The following is a 24,598-nucleotide window of genomic DNA, read 5'->3' as shown; positions in this document are numbered from 1 at the left end:
GGTATAAATAAAGAAGGCTATCAAAATGTGATAGCCTTCATGCATTATTTATACTTTAAGAACTATAAAGACGAGCATTCATACTCAAGCATTTGTGTTGAACCAAATGTTCCAAATTGTCCTTTATTACTAATTTCTTCATTGTTACTTTTACGATAAATGGTATATCCTTTTAGATTAGCATTGAAAACACCTTTACCCATAATCCAAGTATTAGCAGGAACCTCTATTTCTAAAATTTCACCATCGATATTCAAATCAACTTTAATATCATAACTATAACCATTAAGAATTTGGAAAACATCAGTTGTGATTGGGTTATTTGTGTTTAAATCTTTAGACATACTAGATATGTAAACTTTATCACTAGTAAATCTATTCTGATCCCAATGATATTTAGAGTCTACTTCAATTATATCACCTTTGTCACCACAAATAGAGAGCTTTGGAATAATATCTCCCCAGAGAGTGAGTACTTTAACATAGTCTATAGCTTTCTTATATCTTAAACGAGCCTCTTGCTTTTGAGCAAATGGTACTCTTTTCGTTTCTCCATTGAGGTTATAGATGATGTCAAATCCATCCCAGTCTACAAATGAAGTAGTAACTTGAGACATGTCGTATTTGTCAGCTTTTAGAGGAAGTGGAACAAAGGATGCATTTTTATTTTCTCCGCCCCATTCAAAATGTCTCATTCCTTTAACTGCACAATCGTCATGAATTTCATAAGCATGAAGTTTACCATCAATTTCCGCTGTAAATAGACCTATCACTCTACTTCTTCCTGACTTTGTACCAAGTTCATCCATTTGTGCTTGAGTTAATTGAATGATACTACTTGCAACAATGTCATCAGCGTCAGGTATTTTATACATTGCTTCGCCTCCTCTAACTTTGTTACTCGGATTATCGTCACCTGATCTTATTGCATAACTGTCAACCGTAATGTCACAAGGTAGCCAAGTGTAGTCAGTTTGGTTGATTAGAATTTCGGGTTGAGCTTCATAAGACGATACAAAATTGACGTCAAAACCATCACTTGTTTTAGAACCAGAATCTTTTACCATAATCCATCTGATATCAGTACCTAAATCGATAGCTTCAGATAGCTTGAATTCGTTATTAGCGATGTAAGCAACACCTACAGACGTCCAATTTGAATTATTTGGATCCATTTCAGTAGGATCATAGTATTTTGAAGTGTTTCCTTCTAAAACATAAACTTCAGCAGATTCTTTATATGAATTCCAACCTGCAGAAGTTGGTGTATAATCGGATGCTTTGTTCCAACTAGTTTCTACAACCTGAAGCATTGATTGTTTAGAGACAGTGATAGGCATTTGTAGTTGCATTAAGACATAACCGCCATCACCTCCTAGAGAGACAAACTTCTCTGCGTTTTTACGGTAATCAGCTAGGTCAGCATTTGCCGAGTTTCCTCTTGAATCTTTAGTTGCATTGTAGCTAGCTTCAGTATTTGATAGCTCGTTGATGTCATATACTTTTTTCTCAGGTCTGTAAAGTTTTACTTCTGCGTATTGATGACCTATTTCTTCACCTCTATACCATGCATTATAATATTCACCGTCTATTTCTTTTGAACTTCCTCCTGCAACAGGATTTTGAGAGTTCTTATCAAATTGTTGAGTTGAAGCCATATCCCCCCAATTGTGTCTGAGAAGGTTGTTTTCATCTCCATCAATTCTTAATTCAATATCATCACGAATTACAGTACCATCTAATGTTCTTAATTGAAGATAGTTACTAAAATGATGAGAGGTAAATACCATATTATCTCCTGTAAGCGCAGCTCCAGTAACTCTACCAGCTCCCTTTCCACTTTCGTTGTTACGATTCATGTTTAATCCTTCCATCACTCTTCCTGCGTCAAAATAAATTTGCTCGTTTTTCCAGTCCCAGTGAAGGTCTAGATAGATTGCAGTACCTCCTTTCCATTGTGAAAAAGAGATTAATCTTTGTTGTTCAAAACCATCAGTTTCAGCAGAGTTTTGAGTAAATAAAATATCTCCACCTCTGAATTTTACTTTTTTCGGATTAAAAGTATCAACCTCTTCAAAATACTCTTCCTCAAATTCGTCTTCGGACGATTCAACGGCAACACTTCCTGAGAATTGATAATGAATAGCATGAACCCAGTTTGAACCATGAGTATCTGTATCTACATTATTTCTTTGTAAATAAGCAAGATCTTGTTGTGCCCAAATTTCTGACCAAATGTCCTTTCCGTAATTAACTTCAGATGGGTCTTTTTCACCATTTCCTCTATCAGCTACAACTCTAAAAAAACCGGCTTTACCTGCTATAAATAGATAACCTTCTTTGTCTACATCAACTTGAGTAATACCTCCGATCTTTTTACCCTTAGCATTTTTAAGATTTTGCATCTTATATTTTTCTGGGTCAGCCAATACTGTACTGATGCTAGTCTTGTTGAGGTCATAAGCCATGAGTGTCGCTTCTTTTACGATACCCGAACTTATTTCTACAAGAAAAATTTTACTCTGTTTAGCCACAACAACAGTAAGAAAACGATTGTCTGGAGATACACACATGTGTCCACCATTTGGAAGCTCAAATGGAACCCCGTCTTTTGTGAGTTCTAACTTTGTTAAATCTGCATGCCCTGTCAAACCTTGGAAATCAAAGTCAACATCGAAAATTTCAGATTTACCATTGGCGCTATTCAAGAAATAAACATCTTGATTAAAAGCCATACGCTTGTTATTACCAACCTCTTGTTCAAGAACTTCAGATTCTTCTAATTGATATTCTTGACAAGCAATAAGAGATAGTAGGAATAGAATCGGGAAAAATTTTAAAAGTTTCATTTTACTTTTTATTAAAAAAGAGTTTTTGTTAATGGGTGAATTTTGGTAAAAAAGACTAGCTCCGAGTCCAATTTACTCGGCACAAGACGAAGGTCGAGAGCTTTTGATGAAATCTAGGATTTGGAAATAATTGGTCGATAGAAAGATGATTTTAGGTTAATATTTTACATAGTAATTACATACATAATAAAATGTATGTATTAAGATTTTGGATTGTGGCTAACGCCTAAATTTTGAATGGCCTAAAATTATATGATTGGTTTGGGATTTAGTATTTAGAGCTTAAATAATCTTTATAAAGTGTAATGTATTATTGCTATGATTCAATTGAGTTCGGATTTATTTACAAAGTTTTATTTTTTATTACATGTTGAGCTTGTTCTTGTTACCATTTAAGTGTCCTCAATTTAGTATTTGATATAACGACTGACTGTTTGTATTAAAAAAGTTCGTATTCATTTATTTTTCAATTTTAGAAACAATAACAAAAAAAGGCATTCCCATGAGGAATGCCTTTTTATATTGAAAACGAAAAATTAATAATGTCTGATTGACAGAGTTAAGCACCTGTACAATAAAAATACGGCGACTAAATTGTCTCTCAAGTAACATTACAAATGTATAGAAACGAATTCATAATTAAAAGCGAAATTTCGCTTTTTGTATATTTTTTTTTCATTTGAGACTATTGTTGTAGATTTATTCCCGAAAACATCAGAGTAGAATCAATTTAAGTAAAAAATAGGTGGTAAGAGAAGAGAACATACGCTTAATCTTAGGACTAAAGGTAAGAATGCGTAGACAGGAGTTAGGATTATCTTTGTCTGAATTAGCTAAAAAAGCGGAATTATCTGTTTCCTATTTAAATGAAATAGAGAAGGGGAAAAAGTATCCTAAAAGAACTAAAATAGTGCTTTTAGCGAATGCTCTTCAACTATCTTACGATCAATTGGTTTCCTTGAAAATTTCAAAGAAACTCAGTCCACTTTCAAATCTTCTCAAATCAAATTTACTTCAAGAGTTGCCGCTAGAAGTTTTTGGTATTGAGCCTCGAAACTTATTAGAGTTAGTTTCAGATGCACCAGCGAAATTGAGTGCGTTTATCAATACCATCGTAGAAATTTCGAGAAATTATGACCTTACTGTTGAGAATCTTTATTTCTCGGTTCTTAGGTCTTATCAGGAAATGCATGAAAATTATTTTGAGGAAGTGGAAGAAGCTGCTCAAAATTTTATGTCTAAATATTTCAATGAAGGAAAGCCGAACATTGAAGATTTAGAAAAATTCTTGAAAGAAGAACACGGTTACGAATTTGATGAGCAACAATTAGCTGTCAATCCATCTAAAGGTAGTTTGCATTCTTTCTTAAAAGATGATGGTGAAGATGGTAAGAAAACTTTGATGCTTCATCCGCAACTTTCACCTGATCATAAGTTATTTGTACTTTGTAGAGAAGCTGCATATAATTTTATGGAGATTCAGGATCGAACTAAAACTTATTCTTGGGTTCGAGTGAAATCATTTGATGAGCTATTAAATCATCATATGGCTAGCTACTTTGCTGGAGCTTTATTGATGCCCGAAAAAGAAATTGCAACTGACCTAGCTGATTTCTTATCAAGTGAGACTTTTAGTCAGAATAAATTCCTAGATATCTTTAATAAATACCAAGTTTCACCTGAGATTTTCCTTTCAAGGTTAACGAGTATTTTACCAAAGTTTTTCGGAATCGATAAAATATTCTTCCTAAGGTTAAATAATAATCCAGGGGATAATGCATTTAAACTAACTAAAGAACTTCATTTGGCTGGTTTACACTCTCCTCATGGAACTGTATTAAGTGAACATTATTGTAGAAGGTGGGTTTCGTTAAAGATTTTCCAACAACTTGAGAAAGATCAATTAGAAGATCCTAAGAAGATTGTTTGTAACTCTCAAGTTTCAAGATATATCACTTCTGGAAAAGAATATTTCTGTATTACATTGGCACATGGTCTGAATAGACAACCTGCTGTAAATACAAGTATTACAATTGGATTCTTTATTGATGATACACTTAAACAAACCTGCCGTTTCTTGAGTGACCCTAGTATAAAAGTAGAGATGGTGAATGAAACTTGTGAGAGATGTCCTTCTACAGATTGTACAGTTAGAGGTTTTGCCCCAACTGTATTGGAAAAAGATAAGAGAGAAAAAGAAATAGAAGATATATTGAAAGGTTTAATGGAATAATTAAATCTGTTGTTAATTACTAAAAAGTGAGTTGTGGCTGTAAAAGGCTCAACTCACTTTTTTTGTATATAATTCTTCAAAGGTTAAAAGCAGAAATAACCGTATTTAGTGAGGTGAAATATCAGTTTTGAAATTAGATTTACAGAAGAAGTTTAAGGTTTTATTTTTTGAGATAAAGAACAATTCTGAGTTATGAAATATAAGGTGATTGGTATGATGTCGGGGACAAGTTTAGATGGTCTAGATTTGTGTTATGTCCATTTTGATGTGACTGATAATTGGAAATTTGAAATCAAAAAGAGTAAAAGCGTAGATTATGATCATTCTTTACAAGAAAAATTAGCTTCAGTAGAATCTGGTTCTGCTTTGGCGTATGCTCGTTTTGATGTAGAACTCGGTAAGTTTTTCGCTGAAGAAGTCAAAAAGTTTATAGATGAGTATCAACTGGAGGTAGATTTTATTTGCTCTCACGGTCATACTATTTTTCATCAACCAGATGAGTTTTCACTTACCACTCAAATTGGGAGTCCTGCCCATATAAATGCAATTACGAAAATTCCTGTGGTTGCAGATTTTAGAACTACAGATGTGGCTTTAGGTGGACAAGGAGCTCCATTAGTACCAATAGGTGATCGTCTGTTATTCAGTGAATTTAGATATTGTTTGAATTTAGGGGGAATATCGAATATATCCTTTGAAGGTACAAATGGCGAACGTCTTGCATTTGATGTAGGAATAGCCAATATGCCTTTAAATCATTATATGCGAACTATTGGGAAATCGTATGATGAAGATGGAAAATTAGCAGCTTCTGGGAAAGTTGATTTAGATATTTTGAATAAACTAAATGAATTGGATTTCTATAAAAAAGAAGGAGCTAAGTCATTAGGGAAAGAGTGGGTATTGGAGTATGTCATTCCATTATTAGATCAAATACCAACCCTTGAGGATAAACTAGCAACAGCTGTGGAGCATGCTTCTATGCAAATTGGAGTTTGTTTAGAGAAGTATAAGTTAGATCAAAATGAAAAATGCCTTATTACAGGTGGAGGGGCATTTAATTCTTACTTCATTGATAGAATCAAATATTATGCTTCAGGTGTTGAATTTGCAACAACCTCATCTGAGTTGATTGAAATGAAAGAAGCTTTAATTTTTGGATTATTAGGAGTCTTAAAAGTCAGAGGTGAAGTCAACTGTTTGTCAAGTGTAACAGGAGCTTTAGTAGATAATGTAGGTGGGCAGATATATGATTTCAATAGTAAGTTGAAGTTTGTTTAGTTTGTTATTTATCTAAAAATTAGATCATTATTGTTTGTTGTTGAATTATTTGAAGAGCTTTTATTAATTATTCTGAAAGTTATTTAAGTTCATTTATTTGTTTCTAAATTTCTATTAGATAATTCTATCGCGATAATTGAAAATAGGATTATTTATATAATTAATTTAAATATGTAAGTATTTGGTTTATTTTTGTGGAAATACCGATCCACACTTTTTATGACTTTAGATAGAGAAAACGAAAGGTACTTAGAACCTTTCAACAGCAAGTACATAGGAATTCTTACTATTGTTGGAGTAATTGTTTACCCATTATGTGCGATAATGGACCATAGACTTTTACCTCAAAATATAGCTGCTGATTTTCTTTTTATCAGAGTATTTCAAGCCCTAGTGACCTTACTTTTTTATATAATGTATAAGCTAGGGATTTATAGGAGGGCTGTTGTTTTTAATTACGTAGTTTATGGAGGGATGTCCTTACAATTGAGCTACCTCTGTTCGATAAGTCCAAGTGAACATAGTCCTGTTTATTTTAGCGCATTGTCTGCTGCTATTTTAGCTGGTAATGGTTTGATTGTTTGGGATTCTAAACATTCTGCAGTTATCAACATTTTATGTTTTTTGATTTTCACTTTAGGTATTCATTTTTTTCATGAAATGACTTGGGCCGATGTGATAGACAATGGTTATCCTATGACCTTAGTTCTATCAATTCTCTCTGTGTTTATGATGAAAAGTAGACACAACGGAATTATCAATGAATTAAAAACAAAGAAGAGTCTGAATCTTGCAAATGAAAAATTACAAGAAAAGCAGCAGGAAGTAGAAAATCAATCTGAAGAACTTAAGATACAGTTAGAGCTAACACACCATCAAAATCAAGAACTATCCAAATTATATGAAAATATAACTTCAAGTGTAAGGTATGCTCTGAGAATTCAACAAGCCTTTTTACCAGATGTACAGCTCTTAGATAATTACTATCAGAAGCATAGAATCATCTATCAGCCTAAAGATATTGTATCAGGTGATTTTTATTGGTGGAAAGAAAAGAATGGGTATTTCTATACTGCAATCGTAGATTGTACTGGACATGGTGTTCCTGCTTCATTTCTAACAATTATCGCAAAAGTATTACTAGATACCATAGTTGATAAAGCTGAGACTGAAATTACGCCAGCAGAAATTTTTGAACAGCTTCAAAAAGAGTTTAGAGCAGCCATCTCTGTGAAAGGAAATAAATTTCATATCGAGGATGGAATGGAATTGAGTTTAGTAAGGTATCATAAACCTACAGGAGAGTTAATTTTTTCTGGAGCTAGACGCCCTCTTTGGCTTTTAAAAAATTCTGAACTAATAGAATTGAAAGGAACGAAGAAGACAATTGGGGGAATAGATTATCATAAAGATCTTTGTTTTGAAGATCAATCAGTTGTATTGGAGAAAGGGAATATCTTATTTATGTTTACTGATGGTATAACAGATCAGTTTGGAGGACCAAGAGATAAGAAAATTCTTCAAAAAAGAATTAGGAATCTGATTTTAGAAGATCATAATGAAAACTTTGAAAATCATCTTGATGCCATAGTCCAAAGTTGGTTGGGGTGGAAAGGAGATACGCCTCAAACTGATGATGTTTTAGCTCTTGCTGTAGAAGTTTAGTTTTATTCTGATAAAAAATAACCCCATCGAATTTCTTCAATAGGGTTCCAAACGAGTAATTAAAATAAAGTTTAAGCTAACTCCATTTCTTCTTTATATGAAACAACTTCTTTTCCTTCAACAATTACACTTTCCAAATTAAGGTTATTGTCAAGTACTACGAGGTCAGCAACATAACCAGCTTTAATTTTTCCAAATTCATCTTGAATACCCAAACATTGTGCAGGGTAGGTTGAAGCCATTTTCGCAACTTCCTCTAGAGATATTCCTACATTAAGAACACAGTTTCTCACTGCATCTAACATACTGATAGATGAGCCTGCAAGATTTCCTGCTTCTGTATAGAAGTTTCCGCCTATATTTTTCAATTGGAAACCATCAAACTCAAACGATTCTACATCATTGTCTACAAATGAGGCATCGGAAACGAGGAATAATTTACCTTTCTTCAAGGCGTGTGCAGCTCTTACTGAGGCGAAATCACAGTGAACGCCATCAACAATAATACCTCCGAATACATCTTTCTCATCAAAGAATGCCCCTACCAATCCGGGGTTACGGCTATTAAACTGAGACATGGCATTGAAAAGGTGAGTTACCTTTTTAATACCCAAGTTAAATGCTCTTTTGGCTTGGTCATATGTCGCATTACTATGTCCAGCCGAGACAACAAAATTATTTACTAGAAGCTTTAATAAATCATCTGAAAACTTTTCTGGTGCAACAGTGATAATTTTGATGACTTCTTTTCCTACCTCTATAATCTCATTTAACTCATTTTCTTGAGGTTCTCTAATAAACTTAGGATAATGAGCCCCTTTTTTCTCCATATTGAAATAAGGCCCTTCTAAGTGCATTCCTAAAACCCCATAAGCATTTTCTTCTTGGCACTCTTTAATGACATTACAAGCATTCAGAATATTCTCTTTTGAGGTAGATATAAGCGTTGGTAAAAATCTGGTAGTACCAAACTTTAGGTGAGACTTATACATAACCTCAACAGCTTCCTTACTAATGTTGTGTGTAAAGAATTCACTTCCACCTCCATTAACTTGTAAATCTATAAATCCAGGAAGAAGAAATTTTCCTGACATATCTATCACTTCGCAATCTTCTGGCGCCATAGACGCGTAAGGAACAACGTCTAATATTTTTCCATCCTGAATAATAATGGAGTGGTTCCATAGTTCCCTTTCTCCAGTCATGATATGGCAATTTGATAAGATCTTCTTCATGGTTCTTCGAGTTTATATCAATAAAGGGTGAAAAAATGTGTTGATAACTCTACAAGTAGAGATTTTACTATTATTTGTTTTATTTGATTGCAATATAAAGAATATAAAATATTAAAAACAATATTATTAATAATAAAAATTATTAATAGTTTGTGAATTATTCATTACAGCTTTATTAGAACATAGCTTGGTAAATATTACATCAAGTAATTAATGGTTATGAGAGTGGAAAACCGCTTGAAAAGCTTAAGAATAGGACTATTTGAAAAAAGTGATATAAAAATTGTAGACAAACGAACAGTGTAGGAACGAAATATAGCCGATAAAGCTTCATGTGTTAGAAAATGCAATAAACCTTTTAATTTATGCGTAACTCTACAATTACTACAACCGAATTGCGTTTCTTCCCACTTTAATAAGCATAACTACACAACTAACAACCAACTAACTTCTTATTACCTAAACCTAATTTGTTACTACAACTGAAAAACATGAAGTTAACTTACGCTTCTAGTTTATTACTAACATTATTCATTGTATGTCTTGCTCGCAGTAATTGTGAGGCGCAAGATCCACAATACACACAATTCTATGCAGCACCCCTTTACTTGAATCCTGCAATGACAGGTTCTAGCTTAGATGCTAGAATGAACTTCAATTACCGAAATCAATGGACAAGACTACCGTCAAATTACGAATCTTATTTATTCGGTTTTGATCATCACTTTATTGGAAGTGGATTGTCTCTTGGGCTAATGCTGAAGCATGATAATTTAGGGCAAGATGCACCTCTTTCAAACACACAATTATCTATTTCGACAGCTTATCTTCTTCGTATTTCAAAGTCTTGGTCGCTGAATTTGGGGATTCAAGGAGGAATAGTACAATCAGATCTTGATTTCAATAATTTCCTCTTTGGAGATCAGCTAGATAATTTTGGACCTACGGGACAACCTACGCAAGAACCTAATCTGGATGAACGTAAGTTTTATCCAGATATTTCTCTTGGAGGTTTACTCTTACATGAAAAAATGTGGTTTGGTTTCTCTGCTCATCATGTGAATTCTCCTGAAACAAGTTTTACAGGAGGCTCTCAGACCTTGCCTATCAAGTATTCTGTAATGGCAGGTTATGTAATTCCCTTTAGTCATAAAACAAAATATGGAGGTGAGAACTTAGACAATAAAATACTTACACCTGTAATTCTTTACCAAAGTCAAGGTAAATCAGATCAATTAAGTTTGGGTATTTATGGATTGTATTCTCCAGTAATGCTGGGTGTATGGTACAGAGGATTACCTGTTTTGAAAGAAAACGGAGAAGGGCTAAATCAAGATGCACTAGCTTTTTTGGTCGGTTTCAAATTGAAAAGTGTGAAAGTAGGCTATAGCTATGATGTTAATCTTTCGGATTTACCTCAGCAATTAGCACAAACACATGAAGTTTCTTTATCCTTTGATTTTAATTTCAATAAAGATTACCCTAAAAAAAGGAGAAAAAGAAAAGGTAAAGTAATTTGTCCTACACCAATACCTTGGTTATAACTATCAATTGATAAACAGCTAACACGGCAAACTCGAAATTTATATTTCACAGAAGCACTGTTTATCACTATGAAATACCTAGTACTCTTCTTTAGTGGAGTCCTACTTATAACATCACAGATTTCTTCTAAGGCGCAATCCATAGTAGTGGATACGGGTTTAGAAGAAATTGATGCTATCACAGGAAATGAAATTGTGGCTTGTAATGGCTTGGTTCTTCGCCTAAGACTAGATGGATTTTCTGGGGTGAATAGTTATAATTGGGATTTTGGAAATGGGAACACCTCAGTATTACCAAATCCAGTGGAGCAATATAATTCGGTAGGGACTTACACTATCTCTGTCACTATTGAATTATCGGATGGGAGTACACAGGTTATTTCAAGTCCTGTAGATTTTATAGAAATCAATAATGTTAATGTGGTCAATATTCTCGTTGATTGTACATTATTATGTTTGGGGGAAGAGTTGGTTGTAAGCAATGATGCTCCTGTAGGAACGTTTGCAGAAGTTGAGTATTTAATAGATAATCAACTATACCAAGGCGATGCTTCACAAGATGGTTATCCAGCCATTGTACCTATGGATAAAGCTGGTCAGTTCTCCATTTTTATGGAAGGAACACATGCGCAAGGGTGTAGACTGATAGAAAATTATAGTGGAATTATTGAAGTCGTTCCGCCTTTTGAGGTGAGAATTACCCCCGAAAAAACGTATAGCTGCGAGGATAATGCCATGGTGATGTATACCGCAGCTATATTTGATACGGATGGAAATCAAGTTGATGACACAAACATTCAGTATGATTGGGATTTTGGAGATGGTTGGCAAGGTCTAGGTAAATCTTTACTTCATAACTACGACAGGTCAAGTGGAAAATCATTTGACATTAGTGTGACAGCTAGCAGTCCAGCGGGTTGTTCTAATAGCATTACTATTTCCGATGGGATGTATTTTATAGATCAGACCAACGGTTTTGAATTCAATACACTTACCCCACCTTATTGTACCGATTATGGTGCTATTGTTTTTACACCCCTGTTGGAAAATTCTTTAGTTGGAACAGAACTAGTTTGGCGATTTGAAGATGGAAGTGTCAAGCGAAGTGTATACCCTGAAGGAGTAGAACATCGCTTTACAAATAACACAGCATCTTCTCAAACGGAAAATGTGGTAATGGAAATAGAAGGAGGAGTAAACTTTGGCTGTCAATTTATTAGACCAATCCTAATTCCTGTTTTATCTAGAGCTGAAATACAACTTGATGATACTGTTTTTTGCCAATCTCCTTTTACCGTTTCTCCTATACTTCGTGATGATTCCAATCTAGGGAATTGGTATTGGCAGATTCGAGGGGAATCACAACGATACGGACAAAACGAAAGAGCTCCACAAATCCCTGTAAACTCTATTGGCTCATTTACGATAGAAGTTGTAACTGAAGAAGGAAGTAATTTTTGTGTGCTAGATTCTATTCGAGTAAGGTCTGAAATCCCAGATTTTGAAATTGTAGGAAATGACGGAGGCTGTTTACCTTTTGATGGACGATATACTATTTCTGATGTAGAGAATGTAGAAATTGCTTCAGTAAACTGGTCACTCATCCAACTTGAAAATGGAACAGAAACAGAGATTGAAACGAGTAATCAACGAGATTTTCAATTTTCGATCAACGATGATGGGAATTATAAGATTGAGGCATTGGTACGTACCGAACCCATAGGTAATAACCCTTCCTGTGAGTTTGTCTTAGAAAAGCCTGTAGATATCAGAATACTTCCTATACTTGATTTTGAGATTTTACCCGACTCAGCTATTTGTAACGAGACTATCGTAACATTTAGAAACTTATCTTCTTTCGGAGGGATTTCAACACCTTATGCCGATTCCATAAAATATGAGTGGGATTATACTGGTGGTGGTTCTTATGATAATGCTGTAAATCCTCAAGGCGATGGTAGGTTTCAGTATGACCTAGCAGACCCTTTTGTCTTTATCAATGTACGTTTGAGAGCTTATTATGAAGGCTATGATTGTGAAGAACGAATATTGGAAAAACAGGTTCAAATTTTACCACCAAAAGCAGAGTTTAATTATGTAAATGACGAGTGTTCGCCTACACTCTTGCAGATCGAAAACACTTCTGTAGGAGGAGATCGATTTGATTGGGAAATTATTGTCAATGGAGAAGTTTTCACTTTGTCTACCACCAATGCAAGTGATGATCCTGTTCAGCATCCCAATTTTCCTACATTTAATGGAAATCCTCGAGGAATTTTACCAAGCGAAGCTTTTGTAGAAGTTTCTATGGTCGCAACTGAAGGTACTTGTACTGATGGATTTTCGAATACTATTCAACTTGCAGAAGAAGTAGGAATTCCCGAAATCATTAGTGTACCTACGGAGGTTTGTGTAGGCAGAGCAGCATTTTTTGAGGGAGGTGAATTACCTGTAGATGCGGCATATCGTTGGACTTTTACACATGAAGATGATAGTACCACTTTACTAGAATTCAATAGCTATACAACCGCAATATTTCCGAAAGCAGGAGAGTGGGAAGGACTTTATGAAGTGTTGTTATCTCCGACTTGTATTCGAAGAGTACCAATAGAACCTTTTACCGTATTGGGTACATCTTTCGAGTTGGATGGAAATGATCAATTGTGTGAAGGAGATTCCGTTATTATTGAAGTCAGTGAGGTGTGGACAACTTCTGATACCATACAATGGAAATGGCTTTGGAATGGAGAGGTTTTAGAAGAAGGAACCTCTACAGACGGTACGATTGATAATTTGGAAGGCATTTTTCCTATTGAAGCAAGATTCCCACAAGACGATAGACAACGTATAACGCTGAATGTGTTTACAGATAGTTGTGAATGGGAAAATGATTTTCTTTTTAATCTGACATATCCCGATTTCAACATCGCAGATAATGTAACCTTTGATTATGGATGTGAAGGAACAGAAACCAAAATAACCCCAAGAATAGGACCTAAAGGATTTCTGTTTTTCCCCTTTCCTAGCTTCCAATGGCAAATTTTTGATGGTACTGATTGGGTAGATACCTTCGAAGATGATTTCGATTATGGTTTCCCTGCTGATTTTACTTTTACCTTTAATTTTGAAGAAGGTGAAGCCTACCAACTACGCTTATTAGTCACAGATGGGAATGGTTGTACTTCTATGGAAGAAACCAGCTTTGAAGTGCCAACATCAGTAATTCCAGAAGTAGATTTTTCTGCCGATGTATTCTCTTTAGATTGTCCAGGTTTTATCAGTTTCTTTGATTCTGCCGATGGGACAATTGGAAGTTCAACCCCAAGAGTAATCACAGAAAATGATTCAACGACTTACGAAGTGCCAATCGTTCGATGGATTTGGGATTTTGGTGATGGGAATACAGCTACTACTCTTACGGGTGAAGTTGCACACTTTTATACAAAACCTTCCCCACCAGATTCTTCTTATCAAGTTACTCTAACGATTGAAGAGGAACTTCCAAATGGGCGAACTTGTAGACATGAGTCAGAATCAAAATCAATTACAGTTGGTGGTGTTCTTGGAAGTTTTGATATCGAAAAACTAATTTTTTATGGGGAAGAAGATATTGATCTCACCGCCACTATTGAAACTCCAGGAATAGACCCTGATAGTGTAGCTTTAATTTGGACTTCAGGAGATGGACAAGGAGGTAGTTCGTTTCCTATTCAAGAATTCACTTATACAATTCCCGATACTGTTAATCTAAAGACAGCAGAACCCGCTTTATCTTTTGCAGATGCGGATGGTTGTGTCACTACAGCTGATTATGCAGGAACAATTAGTATTTTAAATTGTCCGACCTTGTCTTATGAAGATACAACTTTGTGTGCCACTGAAGAAGGATTGACGGTAAACCTTGAAGATTTCAATTTTATAGATTTTTATGAATGGGAAGACAGTTTGAATAGAGCACAGATTGAAGGAGAGATTTACTTCCAATGGTTAAGAGAAGATGGGACTGTCGTGGCAGAAGGAGAAGGATTAAATAATGTGCAGTTTTTATCTGGAACTACAAGCTCAAATGAAATTGATCCTTTGGACACTGACGGAGAAGAAATCACAGTGAAGTATTGGGTGGTTTCTGATTACACCGACTTTCTAAATCCTCAAAAGTCTGTCTCAAATCAAGTGTCATGCGAAAAAGAAACTTCATTCAGAATTACTTTTAGACCTCCACCAACAGCATTATTTGAAAGTGTGCCACAAACAGGGCGTTGTGGGCAAGGAATATATTTATTTGATGCAACGACTTCTTTGGCAGGTTTGGGGTATACGATTGAGTCTTATCAGTGGGATTTTGGCGATGGAAATACAGCAGAGGGATTGACAACTACTCATGAATTTATTGGAGATGGAGTATACCCTGTTCAACTGATCGTGAATTCAACTTCAGGATGTGCTGATACACTTGTTCAAGATGCTAGAATTTTCCCTTTACCCGAGTTGCAGTTGTCAAATCAGATAAACTGTGGTACTTATGAGGTTTCGTTTGTTGCTGAAATCCAAAATCCACGAGTTCCTTTAGATAGTATTCTGAATTGGGAGTGGGATTTTAATTACGATGGAATTTTACCACAAGTAGATAGGGCAGGGCAAAATTTAAATCAAATAGTTATTGATTATGAAGCTGAAAATTTCGGTGTAGAACAATATCATCAAGTTTGGGTAAAGGTCACGACTGTCAATGGTTGTGAAGATTCTGTTGTAGTAGATATTCCTATTTTTAGGTTTAACCCTCCACAAGCTGATTTTGAGACTTCTGCCCAAAAAATATGTGTATCTGAGGTCTTGAGTTTTACGGATCGTTCTCAAATTGATAATCAAAATATCTCATCTTTAATCCCGATACCATTACCTGTAGGGACTAATGAAATCAATGCGTGGTCTTGGGATTTTGGAGATGATAGTACCAGTTTGGCTCAGAATCCTGTTCATGAGTATTCAGAAGTAGGAGATTATACTGTGAAATTGATTGTAAGTAGTGAAAGAGGATGTGTTGATAGTACAGAAGTTTCAATTGAGGTTAAAGAAAAACCGTTTACTGATATTGCAAATTCAATAACAATTTGTGAAGCATTTTTAGATACGATTTTTTCAACAAATTATGCAAACCCAGATTGGGATTACGAATGGACGAAAATAGCTGAGACAGGTGGGACTGTTCAAGAAAATTATGTTAGAACAGATCGTGTAGGGATAACTTTTGATTCTATCAATTTTGAGACGCCAAGTGCGATTATTAATACTACTTTTACTGTGAGAACGTTCGATGCAGAATTAAGTACATTCTGTGAAGATTTAGACACTGTAAACCTCACGATTCACCGCTTTCCCGAAATTGATGGATTTGTAGACAACGATACAATTTATATTCCTAATTGTGCTACAGAAGCCTCTATTGATGCAATGACAAATCCATTACCAGCTTATGATTTTGAATGGGTTTTACAAGCTACAAATGGAAGAGTTGAAGCCCAAAGTTTGAGCTCTCCGTCTTTAGATATAAGCGTTGCTTTCTTTGAAGATGGCCAAGATCAATTATTTGTTAGCGCGATAGTAGAAGTCTCAAATCAGACTTCTAGTTGTACTGATCGAAAAACAATCAATTTTCATTTCCTAAGAACTCCGAATGCTGAAATTATAGCAGATAAAACAGAAGCTCCCCAGTCACAACAAATCAATTTAAGCTCGAGAGAGGTTTACCCAAATAGCGTATATACTTGGAATCAGTTGAGTTCTACTCCAAATACCGCAAGTGTACAAGAAAGTGTTTTAGGAGAAAACTTAAATCTGAGTAATCCTACATTCCCAGTAGGAGAAATAAAGGTGGATTTTACTTATGAGTTGATTGTGAGTAACGAAGACTGTGCAGATCGAGATACAATTACAGTGACATTCTACAAAGAACCAATCTTTGATTTGATATTTGATTCTACAGGAGTGTGTTTTGAGGAAGAAACATTGATTTATCCTGACAGTCTTATCGAAAGTGGATTTATAAAAACTTGGTCTAGAATAACTGTTACAGATCAGAATGGAAAAGCTCAAGCCATCCAAGAAAACAGAATACGAAATGGTTTAGATCAAAGAAATGTAGGTTTTGATACCTTAAGACTCTATGTCCCAGATTTAGATGAAACGATCAGTGAAATAAGTGCTACTTATGTGCTAAAAATCACGAATGAACTAAACGAAAATATATTCTCAGCAGATACCGTAACACTGTCATTCTATAATCGTCCCAATTTGGTAGGTGGAGATACAATTTATTTGTGTGAAAATACCGACGAATTAACGGTTTTAGATAGTAATCTGACAGAGAATTCTGCTTATACCTATCAATGGTCTATCACCAATACAAGTGGAGGGACTGCAAGTTTACAAGATATCAATTCATTTAATCCAACTATTTCAGATTTGACTTTTGATCCTTTAGCTAGTAGAATGCTCTTAACTCTTAATAGGGTAGGGAGTAACAGAGTGAATCTGGATTGTCAGATTTCTGAGGAAATTTATTTAGTCATTGAACCTTCAATTGAAGCCAGATTTGAAGTTAATTCTCAAAATCCTTGTAAACTCGGTGAGTTAACTTTTGATCGAAGTATGACAACTCTCCCGAATACTTATAGATGGGAATGGGATTTAGATAATGATGGAGTTTTTGAATCAAGTTCTGATTCCTTAATGTTAGTTAGAGCATATGAAGAGGGGATTTATATTTTCAGTGCAAGAACTATTAGTCCTAATGGTTGTATAGGAGACGTATTCCAGCAAGAAATTGAAATAGATAATATCTTCAAGCCAGAAATTCAATTGTTATCACAGGCTTGTTTAAATGAAAATGTTACCATTCAATTTTCGTCAAATTATCCTGAAGCATCAGTGCAAGAGGTGAGTTGGGATTTGAATTATCATGAACATTTGGGAAGTAATCTGACAACCAATGGTCTCCAAATAAATCATCAGTTTGATCGAGTAGGGCTATATACTGTCTTTGCTAGAGTTGAACGGACGAATGGTTGTATTGATACTTTATCACAAATTATTGAAGTAGGAATTCGTCCAGAAGTAGTTTTAGAAGCGCCAACTTATGTTTGTTATGGGGAGTGGTTTACTTTAGAAGCACAAGGAGGGGAAACATATCTGTGGGAAGATGGATCTACCGAACAACGTATAGATAAACTTGCTGAAGAATCTAGGTGGGTATCGGTTGAAGTTTTCAGTACGACAGGCTGTTCTTCTATGGACTCTGTTTTTATTCAAGTTTCACCAAATACGTATACGAGGGATACACTATACAAATGTTTTGGAGAGCCTTTAGAAATTGATGCTCGAAGAATTGTAACTGAGGGAACAGCTATCCGCTACTCTTGGTCAACAGGAGAAACAAATAGGTTGGTATCTATTAGTCAACCTGATACATACAGTGTGGAGGTTCAAACTTTACACCCTTCTCAAGCAAATTGTACATATACAGCAGATTTTGTGGTTGTAGATTATCCTCAATTAGAAATAGCGAATGATGTAATTGATCATTGTTTCGAAGACAGTCAAGAAGTAACTATTTCAGCTCCTTCTTTTACAGATGTGCTTTATGAGTGGCAAGACACAAGAGAAACAACACAATCAGTTGTTAGAAATAAGGTAGGAGAGTATACCGTTTGGATGACTGATATATCTAATCCGCTGAATTGTGTAACTGAGCAAACTATTACAATCACGGATGTTTGCCCTAATCGGATGTTTGCTCCTGATGCTTTCACTCCAAATAATGATGGAATCAATGATTACTTCTTTTTGGAGACGGCGTATACTGCAGAAATAACTTTACAAATCTTTAACAGATGGGGAGAAGTTATTTTTGAAAGAAATTATGAAGATGCAGTAGAGGCAAGTATTCCTGAAAATGGTTGGGATGGGAAATATAGAGGTGAATTGATGCCTTTAGGTGTTTATACATTTGTAGTTAGTTATTCATCTTTAGGAAATGAGAAGCAAAATTTCCAAAAAACAGGTCGAATAACCTTAGCGGACTAACAATGTAAATAAGAGTAAATAGTCGTGTTTTGAGTGTGGATATTGAAAAATTGTAATAAAACATGAATTTTTTCTCCCTTGGTTATCAGTCATAAATCAATTGTTGACTTTTTTTTACCATTAATGACTTGCACAGTTTAAACAAAGCTACTACATTTGCACTCGCCTTTCGGAAATAAGGTTTCTGAAAAGAACGGGATGTTAGCTCAGTTGGTTTAGAGCACCTGCCTTACAAGCAGGGGGTCATTGGTTCGAATCCAATACGTCCCACACATAGAATAACAGGGATGTTAGCTCAGTTGGTTTAGAGCACCTGCCTTACAAGCAGGGGGTCATTGGTTCGAATCCAATACGTCCCACACATAGAATAACAGGGATGTTAGCTCAGTTGGTTTAGAGCACCTGCCTTACAAGCAGGGGGTCATTGGTTCGAATCCAATACGTCCCACACATAGAATAACAGGGATGTTAGCTCAGTTGGTTTAGAGCACCTGCCTTACAAGCAGGGGGTCATTGGTTCGAATCCAATACGTCCCACACATAGAATAACAGGGATGTTAGCTCAGTTGGTTTAGAGCACCTGCCTTACAAGCAGGGGGTCATTGGTTCGAATCCAATACGTCCCACACATAAGAATAACAGGGATGTTAGCTCAGTTGGTTTAGAGCACCTGCCTTACAAGCAGGGGGTCATTGGTTCGAATCCAATACGTCCCACACATAAGAATAACAGGGATGTTAGCTCAGTTGGTTTAGAGCACCTGCCTTACAAGCAGGGGGTCATTGGTTCGAATCCAATACGTCCCACACATAAGAATAACAGGGATGTTAGCTCAGTTGGTTTAGAGCACCTGCCTTACAAGCAGGGGGTCATTGGTTCGAATCCAATACGTCCCACACATAGAATAACAGGGATGTTAGCTCAGTTGGTTTAGAGCACCTGCCTTACAAGCAGGGGGTCATTGGTTCGAATCCAATACGTCCCACACAAGAAAATCAGAAGCCGCTTCAAAATTTGAAGTGGCTTTTTTTATTCCCTCTATTTTCTCAAATTCATCAGATATTATTTGTTTAAGTAACAGTAAGATGAAAGAAGATTCAGTAAAATCAATAAGAGCTTTTATTGGTGCAAAGGATTTTGAATTGTCGAAAGCATTTTATCATTCACTGGGTTTTGAGGAAGTGATGATAGGTGAAAAGATGAGCTTGTTTCATAAAGGAGAACAAGTCAGCTTTTATTTACAAGATTACTATGTAGAAGAGTGGGTGAATAATACAATGCTCTTTTTAGAAGTAAATAGTGCAGAGGAGTTCAGAGAGGAGCTTTTGAGTAAAAACTTGTCAGAAACATATAGAGAGATACGTATCTCATCGATAGTCAATCAAGAATGGGGTAATGAGTTCTTTTTACACGATCCTTCAGGTGTTTTATGGCATATTGGAGACTTTTTTGATTTCAAATAAAAAATCCTGTGTACAAAGGGTCGTACACAGGATTTTTTAGTATGAGATGAGTTGCTTTTATTAAGCAATGCTTTCTGATGAAAGCTCAGCAATTTTTGCTTTTGCATTGTTTACAACCTCTTCTACTCTTCCATTGTTTAGAGAAGCATCCACAATTGTAACGTCAGTGATTCCGATAAACCCTAGGAATGTTTTGATGTGGTTTGAAGTATGATCCCAGTCAGAACCAAGTGGTGTTCCTCCAGTAGAGATTACAACATAAGCTTTTTTACCTTCCAAAAGACCTACAGGTCCATTTTCAGTGTATTTGAATGTTACACCTGCTCTAGCTACCAAGTCAAAATAAGCTTTAAGTGACGCTGTAACACCAAAGTTGTACATAGGAGCTCCGATAACAAGAGTATCAGCTTCTAGTAGTTCTGCAATAAATTGATCAGAAACAGCTATTTCCTCTTTTTGCTCTGCAGTTCTATCTCCTTCTGGAGTGAAGAATGCGCCTAACATTTGAGGAGATAAAAGTGGCAATCCTTCTGCTAGGTCTTTTTCAATGATCTTAGCATCAGAAGTATTGATTGTCTTTATGATTTCTTCTACTAACTGACGGCTAGCTGAAGTATTAATGTCTTGAAGGCTTGAGTTAATTTTAAGAATAGTCATCTTGAAAGTGATTTTTTGTTTGATTACTCTGCAATATACTTGTAATTATATTACATGTAAAATAATTACTTGATTTTTTTGTTAATTAACATTGACTTCAGTCATTTATGAAATGATTATTAGAAATAATTCAATTTAAAAGTTGAAGAGTAAAGGCTTTATTTATAACCTGTTGACAAGGTTTAGATTTATTTTGGACTAAAAAAAGAATGGAAAAGTAGAAAATCCCCCTATTTAGGTATAGATAAGCTTTAGAAATTATTTTATTATTATGAGAAAATTGACAATATGGATCAAAATCTAAAATTACTCATAGTAGATGATCATGTACTTTTTTGTAATGGTCTAGAGCAAATCATAAAACAACACATCACAAATGCAGAAGTAGTTATCGTAAATAATCCGCTTTTGGGCTTAGAATTACCTTTATCTACATTTGACCTCATTTTGGTTGATATGGATATGCCACAGATCAAAGGTTTTGAGTTTATCAAAAGAGCAAGAGATCAGTACGAAGATTTGAAGTTTATGATAGTTACAATGCACAATAAACTTTCAATCATTCGAAAAGTACAGAAGGAGAAGATAATGGGCTATATGCTCAAAGACGATGATGCAATAGATTTTTTAAACGGAATTCTGAGTATCCTTGATGGAAATGAGTATTACTCAAAACAAGTAATTGATACGATGCTCCAAAGTCCTAAGGAAGAAATTGTATTGACACTTCGTGAAGAAGAAATATTGAATCATTTGGCACAAGGACTTAGCATGCAGGAGATTGCAGAAGATTTTTCCATTAGTTTAGAAACTGTGAAAACACACGCTAAAAATATTAAATCTAAGCTTAAAGTTGGGAACAAAGCTGAACTGATAAAATATGCGATAGATAACCTCATTTTATAAAACAAGAGATTTTTAATTTCTTAGATCTTTGTTACCTTACACGTAAGGTATTTTTTAAAACAATGTCAAAGTATACTTTTTCACTTTTACTATTCTTTTTTTCATTTCAATTTTCTTTTGGACAACCAATTGAAGAAGAAATTCTTTTTGCAGATCAAGTCAATGAAAGATTAGATTTGACTCCTTTTCTATATCATTATTCAGTTACACCAAATTTTGATGGAGAGAACCTTCCAACATTTACAGCTCAAAACTGGGAGAAAGTGCCTAGTTCGGGTTTAGATTTTGGCCCTGGTAGTGATCAAGATTGGTTTAAATTTCAAGTGAGATCTCAAGAGGATGTGGTCAAAAGTATTTTTACAAGTTGTCCGTCCATTCCAATCTTGGATATTTGGCTCATTGAAGAAGAAACAAAGATTGTACAATCAATACATTTGGGGACTGAAAGGAGGTTTTTGGTTTCAATGCCAAAAATTAAATCAGGTTTTACATACAATGCAGAGTTTAAGAAAGGAAGTAATTATACTTGTTATATCCATTTTCAAGCATTCGGACAACCACACCTTTCAAATATCTATTTGGCTGATCCAAGTTTGTTAGAGGAAGAAACAAATACTTTAAGCCGATATTTTATTGTATTCAGAACAGTAACAACCCTGATCATTTTTCTTAGCCTTATTCTGTTTGCTTTTACAAGGCAGAAGTTTTTTCTGTATTACTCCATGTTTTTCCTATCCATATTTTTATTCACCGAAAGTGAAATAGGAACATTATGGATAATTTTTGAGAAGGATACTTACAGTACGTTTTTATTGGTGAGATATTGGGCAAATACAGGAATTATATTGTGTTCTTATCTATTCTTTAGACGTATTTTGAATGAACCTAAAGGTGTTTATCTCTTTAAATCTGATAAGTGGCTTCATCCACTAATTATAGCTGCTATTGCGTGTTGTGTCTTATTCTCTGTTTTCAGATACAATAGTTATTTAATCAGTAGTATCTCTTCAGCTTTCGTTATAATTCTCACCTATGTTTCTGGGGTCTATAATCTTGCTGTATGCTTGAGGAGAGCAAAAGAAGGAAATGAGTTGGCTAAATATCTTTTCATTATCCATCTAATAACCTTGAGCAGTGCATTTATTATAGTATCGCTTCCATACTTGGGTGTATTTGGCAGAAATATCAATAGTTTCTTGTACATCTACGTACTTTATACTTTTGAGGCATTTGCATTTTTTATTGCTATTGTGCGTAGGGCGGTGACTATCTTGAATGAAAGAGAAATGCTTATTTTAGAAAATCATGTGGTCCAGAAGCAAGTTTCTGAGGCGCTGATCAAAGGGCAAGAAATAGAGCGAAATCGAATAGGACGAGAATTACATGATTATGTAGGTGGGAATTTGGCACTTATCAATAAGACAAAAAACTTCAGAGGAGGAGATGTTAGAAAGTTAATTCATGAAACAATTCGATCTGTGAGGAATTTGAGTCATGGTCTTGTTTCACCTTCATTTGAGTATGAAGAATTTGAGGAGTCAATAACAGATTTGGGAGCTAAGTATAATTCAAAAGATCGAAAAGTACATATTAGTTTTCATGATTGGGAGCCATCAGAAAATTTGACAGCTCTTAATCATTGTTATCGCATTGTTCAAGAGTTGCTTCAAAATGCAGAAAAGCATAGTAAAGCAAACTCTGTTTATATTCAGTTTTTTGGAGGAAAAGACACGAGAATTATCTACGAAGATAATGGAGTTGGTTTTGAAGACTCTCCACCAGATGACGGTATAGGTCTTCAGAATATATCTTTCAGAGCAAAAGCACTTGGAGGGCAACTTGTTGTTGAATCTTCGGCACAAGGTACGTTTATCCGTATTGAAGGTATAAATGTATTTGGTGAAGAACTTTAATTGTTCGGTTCAGCTTCTATGACATTTGCTTCTATTCTGAACGTTACTTTTTTGTCATCGATAAGGATAGGGTAATAGAATTTTTGAAAGCCTAACGTATTTGTGTTTATATGCAATTCTAATTCTGTTTGCTCACCACTTTTCAAGCTAGTTGTAGGTAGTTCACAGTGTACTAATTCTGTAGCTGGAGCTTTAATTTGTAAATTTGATTTTCCAGTATTAATAAGTTTTACTTTCTGAACTTTTGGTTGAAATTGAGGGATTTCTTCGAAATAAAATCTTTTGTTTTCAACTAAAAATTGAGCACCTCTGCTTTTTCCTGCCCATTCAACATTATTGGTACGGTCAGATGTCTTAGATGCATTGGCTCTAATTTTTACTTGATATTCGAAAGGAAACTCATCTGTAGTTATATAGATATTTTTATAGAAATAGCCATCATATCCTTTTGTGTCTATTGAAACTTTTAGCTCAGCTATCTCATTAGCTTTAAGTGTTTGTTTGGAAAGAATTAATGACGTGCAGTCACAATCTCCAATAGCCTCATTCAATGCTAATTCAGTAGATCCAATGTTTTCAAGTGGTAGTGCAAAAGTGATAATTTTATCTGAGGCAACTTCTCCTAAATCAATATCATTTGCCTCTAAATACAAAACTCCTTGTGCTACTGAGTTGAGAGAAACTAAACTCAAGAAAATAAAAAAATAATGTTTCAGTTGAGAATACATTTTATCGGTATTTAAGACTTCTAGTTCAATTAAATTCGAAAC

The 24,598-nt window shown here is 34.9% G+C and carries 12 protein-coding genes and 9 tRNA genes; 17 read left to right on the top strand and 4 right to left on the bottom strand.

Annotated elements, in window-relative coordinates; translation table 11 throughout:
• Nucleotides 1-62: 62 nt before the first annotated feature.
• The gene (locus BC781_RS03695) at nucleotides 63-2,849 is read right to left on the bottom strand and encodes a hypothetical protein (RefSeq protein WP_109615884.1); all 2,787 of its coding nucleotides are present in this window, start codon (nucleotides 2,847-2,849) and stop codon (nucleotides 63-65) included.
• Between the two features lie 745 nt (nucleotides 2,850-3,594).
• Between BC781_RS03695 and BC781_RS03690 the strand changes: the two genes are divergently transcribed.
• From BC781_RS03690 to BC781_RS03680, 3 genes are all read left to right on the top strand, one after another.
• The gene (locus BC781_RS03690) at nucleotides 3,595-5,082 is read left to right on the top strand and encodes a helix-turn-helix domain-containing protein (protein WP_262510254.1); all 1,488 of its coding nucleotides are present in this window, start codon (nucleotides 3,595-3,597) and stop codon (nucleotides 5,080-5,082) included.
• Between the two features lie 192 nt (nucleotides 5,083-5,274).
• Nucleotides 5,275-6,363 carry an anhydro-N-acetylmuramic acid kinase gene (locus BC781_RS03685; RefSeq protein WP_109615882.1) on the top strand — a complete coding sequence of 363 codons (1,089 nt, stop codon included), beginning with the start codon at nucleotides 5,275-5,277 and terminating at the stop codon, nucleotides 6,361-6,363.
• A gap of 219 nt (nucleotides 6,364-6,582) precedes the next feature.
• The gene (locus tag BC781_RS03680; protein ID WP_109615881.1) at nucleotides 6,583-8,028 is read left to right on the top strand and encodes a PP2C family protein-serine/threonine phosphatase; all 1,446 of its coding nucleotides are present in this window, start codon (nucleotides 6,583-6,585) and stop codon (nucleotides 8,026-8,028) included.
• A 71-nt stretch (nucleotides 8,029-8,099) separates the two neighbouring features.
• On the opposite strand, the gene nagA is transcribed toward BC781_RS03680, so the two are convergent.
• Nucleotides 8,100-9,263 carry an N-acetylglucosamine-6-phosphate deacetylase gene (nagA, locus tag BC781_RS03675; protein ID WP_109615880.1) on the bottom strand — a complete coding sequence of 388 codons (1,164 nt, stop codon included), beginning with the start codon at nucleotides 9,261-9,263 and terminating at the stop codon, nucleotides 8,100-8,102.
• Nucleotides 9,264-9,754: 491 nt separating this feature from the next.
• Here nagA and BC781_RS03670 point away from each other — a divergent pair, with 491 nt between their 5' ends.
• The 12 genes from BC781_RS03670 (at nucleotide 9,755) to BC781_RS03615 (ending at nucleotide 20,352) form a co-directional block, all read left to right on the top strand.
• A complete protein-coding gene (locus tag BC781_RS03670; protein WP_109615879.1) occupies nucleotides 9,755-10,807 on the top strand; it encodes a PorP/SprF family type IX secretion system membrane protein in 1,053 nt (350 codons plus the stop codon).
• A 69-nt stretch (nucleotides 10,808-10,876) separates the two neighbouring features.
• A complete protein-coding gene (locus tag BC781_RS03665; protein WP_109615878.1) occupies nucleotides 10,877-18,889 on the top strand; it encodes a PKD domain-containing protein in 8,013 nt (2,670 codons plus the stop codon).
• A gap of 195 nt (nucleotides 18,890-19,084) precedes the next feature.
• Nucleotides 19,085-19,159 (top strand) — tRNA-Val (locus tag BC781_RS03660).
• 14 nt (nucleotides 19,160-19,173) lie between these two features.
• Nucleotides 19,174-19,248 (top strand) — tRNA-Val (locus BC781_RS03655).
• A gap of 14 nt (nucleotides 19,249-19,262) precedes the next feature.
• A tRNA-Val gene (locus BC781_RS03650) sits at nucleotides 19,263-19,337 on the top strand.
• A gap of 14 nt (nucleotides 19,338-19,351) precedes the next feature.
• Nucleotides 19,352-19,426, top strand: a tRNA-Val gene (locus BC781_RS03645).
• 14 nt (nucleotides 19,427-19,440) lie between these two features.
• Nucleotides 19,441-19,515, top strand: a tRNA-Val gene (locus BC781_RS03640).
• Nucleotides 19,516-19,530: 15 nt separating this feature from the next.
• A tRNA-Val gene (locus BC781_RS03635) sits at nucleotides 19,531-19,605 on the top strand.
• Between the two features lie 15 nt (nucleotides 19,606-19,620).
• Nucleotides 19,621-19,695, top strand: a tRNA-Val gene (locus tag BC781_RS03630).
• 15 nt (nucleotides 19,696-19,710) lie between these two features.
• Nucleotides 19,711-19,785: transfer RNA gene (locus BC781_RS03625), tRNA-Val, on the top strand.
• Nucleotides 19,786-19,799: 14 nt separating this feature from the next.
• Nucleotides 19,800-19,874: transfer RNA gene (locus tag BC781_RS03620), tRNA-Val, on the top strand.
• 100 nt (nucleotides 19,875-19,974) lie between these two features.
• Entirely contained in the window at nucleotides 19,975-20,352 is a 378-nt protein-coding gene (locus tag BC781_RS03615) for a VOC family protein (RefSeq protein ID WP_109615877.1), read from the top strand.
• Between the two features lie 60 nt (nucleotides 20,353-20,412).
• Here the strand turns inward: BC781_RS03615 and BC781_RS03610 are convergent, their stop codons facing one another.
• On the bottom strand, nucleotides 20,413-21,009 hold the full coding sequence (locus BC781_RS03610) for an FMN-dependent NADH-azoreductase (RefSeq protein WP_109615876.1): 597 nt from the start codon (nucleotides 21,007-21,009) through the stop codon (nucleotides 20,413-20,415).
• Nucleotides 21,010-21,297: 288 nt separating this feature from the next.
• On the opposite strand from BC781_RS03610, the gene BC781_RS03605 reads away from it, so the two are divergent.
• Nucleotides 21,298-21,915 carry a response regulator transcription factor gene (locus tag BC781_RS03605; protein WP_109615875.1) on the top strand — a complete coding sequence of 206 codons (618 nt, stop codon included), beginning with the start codon at nucleotides 21,298-21,300 and terminating at the stop codon, nucleotides 21,913-21,915.
• Nucleotides 21,916-21,977: 62 nt separating this feature from the next.
• Nucleotides 21,978-23,828: a sensor histidine kinase gene (locus tag BC781_RS03600; RefSeq protein ID WP_109615874.1), complete on the top strand. Its 1,851-nt coding sequence runs from the start codon at nucleotides 21,978-21,980 to the stop codon at nucleotides 23,826-23,828.
• On the opposite strand, the gene BC781_RS03595 is transcribed toward BC781_RS03600, so the two are convergent.
• On the bottom strand, nucleotides 23,825-24,556 hold the full coding sequence (locus BC781_RS03595; RefSeq protein ID WP_109615873.1) for a DUF1573 domain-containing protein: 732 nt from the start codon (nucleotides 24,554-24,556) through the stop codon (nucleotides 23,825-23,827). The genes BC781_RS03600 and BC781_RS03595 overlap by 4 nt on opposite strands.
• Nucleotides 24,557-24,598 lie beyond the last annotated feature (42 nt).

The sequence above is a fragment of the Sediminitomix flava genome (assembly GCF_003149185.1).
GTDB lineage: Bacteria > Bacteroidota > Bacteroidia > Cytophagales > Flammeovirgaceae > Sediminitomix > Sediminitomix flava.
This window is presented reverse-complemented; position numbering and strand designations above follow the sequence as displayed.

Excerpts from the sequence above, each read along its gene's own strand:
- BC781_RS03695 (WP_109615884.1), bottom strand. The coding sequence starts at position 2,849 with ATGAAACTTTTAAAATTTTTCCCGATTCTATTCCTACTATCTCTTATT.
- BC781_RS03685 (WP_109615882.1), top strand. The coding sequence starts at position 5,275 with ATGAAATATAAGGTGATTGGTATGATGTCGGGGACAAGTTTAGATGGT.
- BC781_RS03680 (WP_109615881.1), top strand. The coding sequence starts at position 6,583 with ATGACTTTAGATAGAGAAAACGAAAGGTACTTAGAACCTTTCAACAGC.
- nagA (WP_109615880.1), bottom strand. The coding sequence starts at position 9,263 with ATGAAGAAGATCTTATCAAATTGCCATATCATGACTGGAGAAAGGGAA.
- BC781_RS03670 (WP_109615879.1), top strand. The coding sequence starts at position 9,755 with ATGAAGTTAACTTACGCTTCTAGTTTATTACTAACATTATTCATTGTA.
- BC781_RS03665 (WP_109615878.1), top strand. The coding sequence starts at position 10,877 with ATGAAATACCTAGTACTCTTCTTTAGTGGAGTCCTACTTATAACATCA.
- BC781_RS03615 (WP_109615877.1), top strand. The coding sequence starts at position 19,975 with ATGAAAGAAGATTCAGTAAAATCAATAAGAGCTTTTATTGGTGCAAAG.
- BC781_RS03610 (WP_109615876.1), bottom strand. The coding sequence starts at position 21,009 with ATGACTATTCTTAAAATTAACTCAAGCCTTCAAGACATTAATACTTCA.
- BC781_RS03605 (WP_109615875.1), top strand. The coding sequence starts at position 21,298 with ATGGATCAAAATCTAAAATTACTCATAGTAGATGATCATGTACTTTTT.
- BC781_RS03600 (WP_109615874.1), top strand. The coding sequence starts at position 21,978 with ATGTCAAAGTATACTTTTTCACTTTTACTATTCTTTTTTTCATTTCAA.
- BC781_RS03595 (WP_109615873.1), bottom strand. The coding sequence starts at position 24,556 with ATGTATTCTCAACTGAAACATTATTTTTTTATTTTCTTGAGTTTAGTT.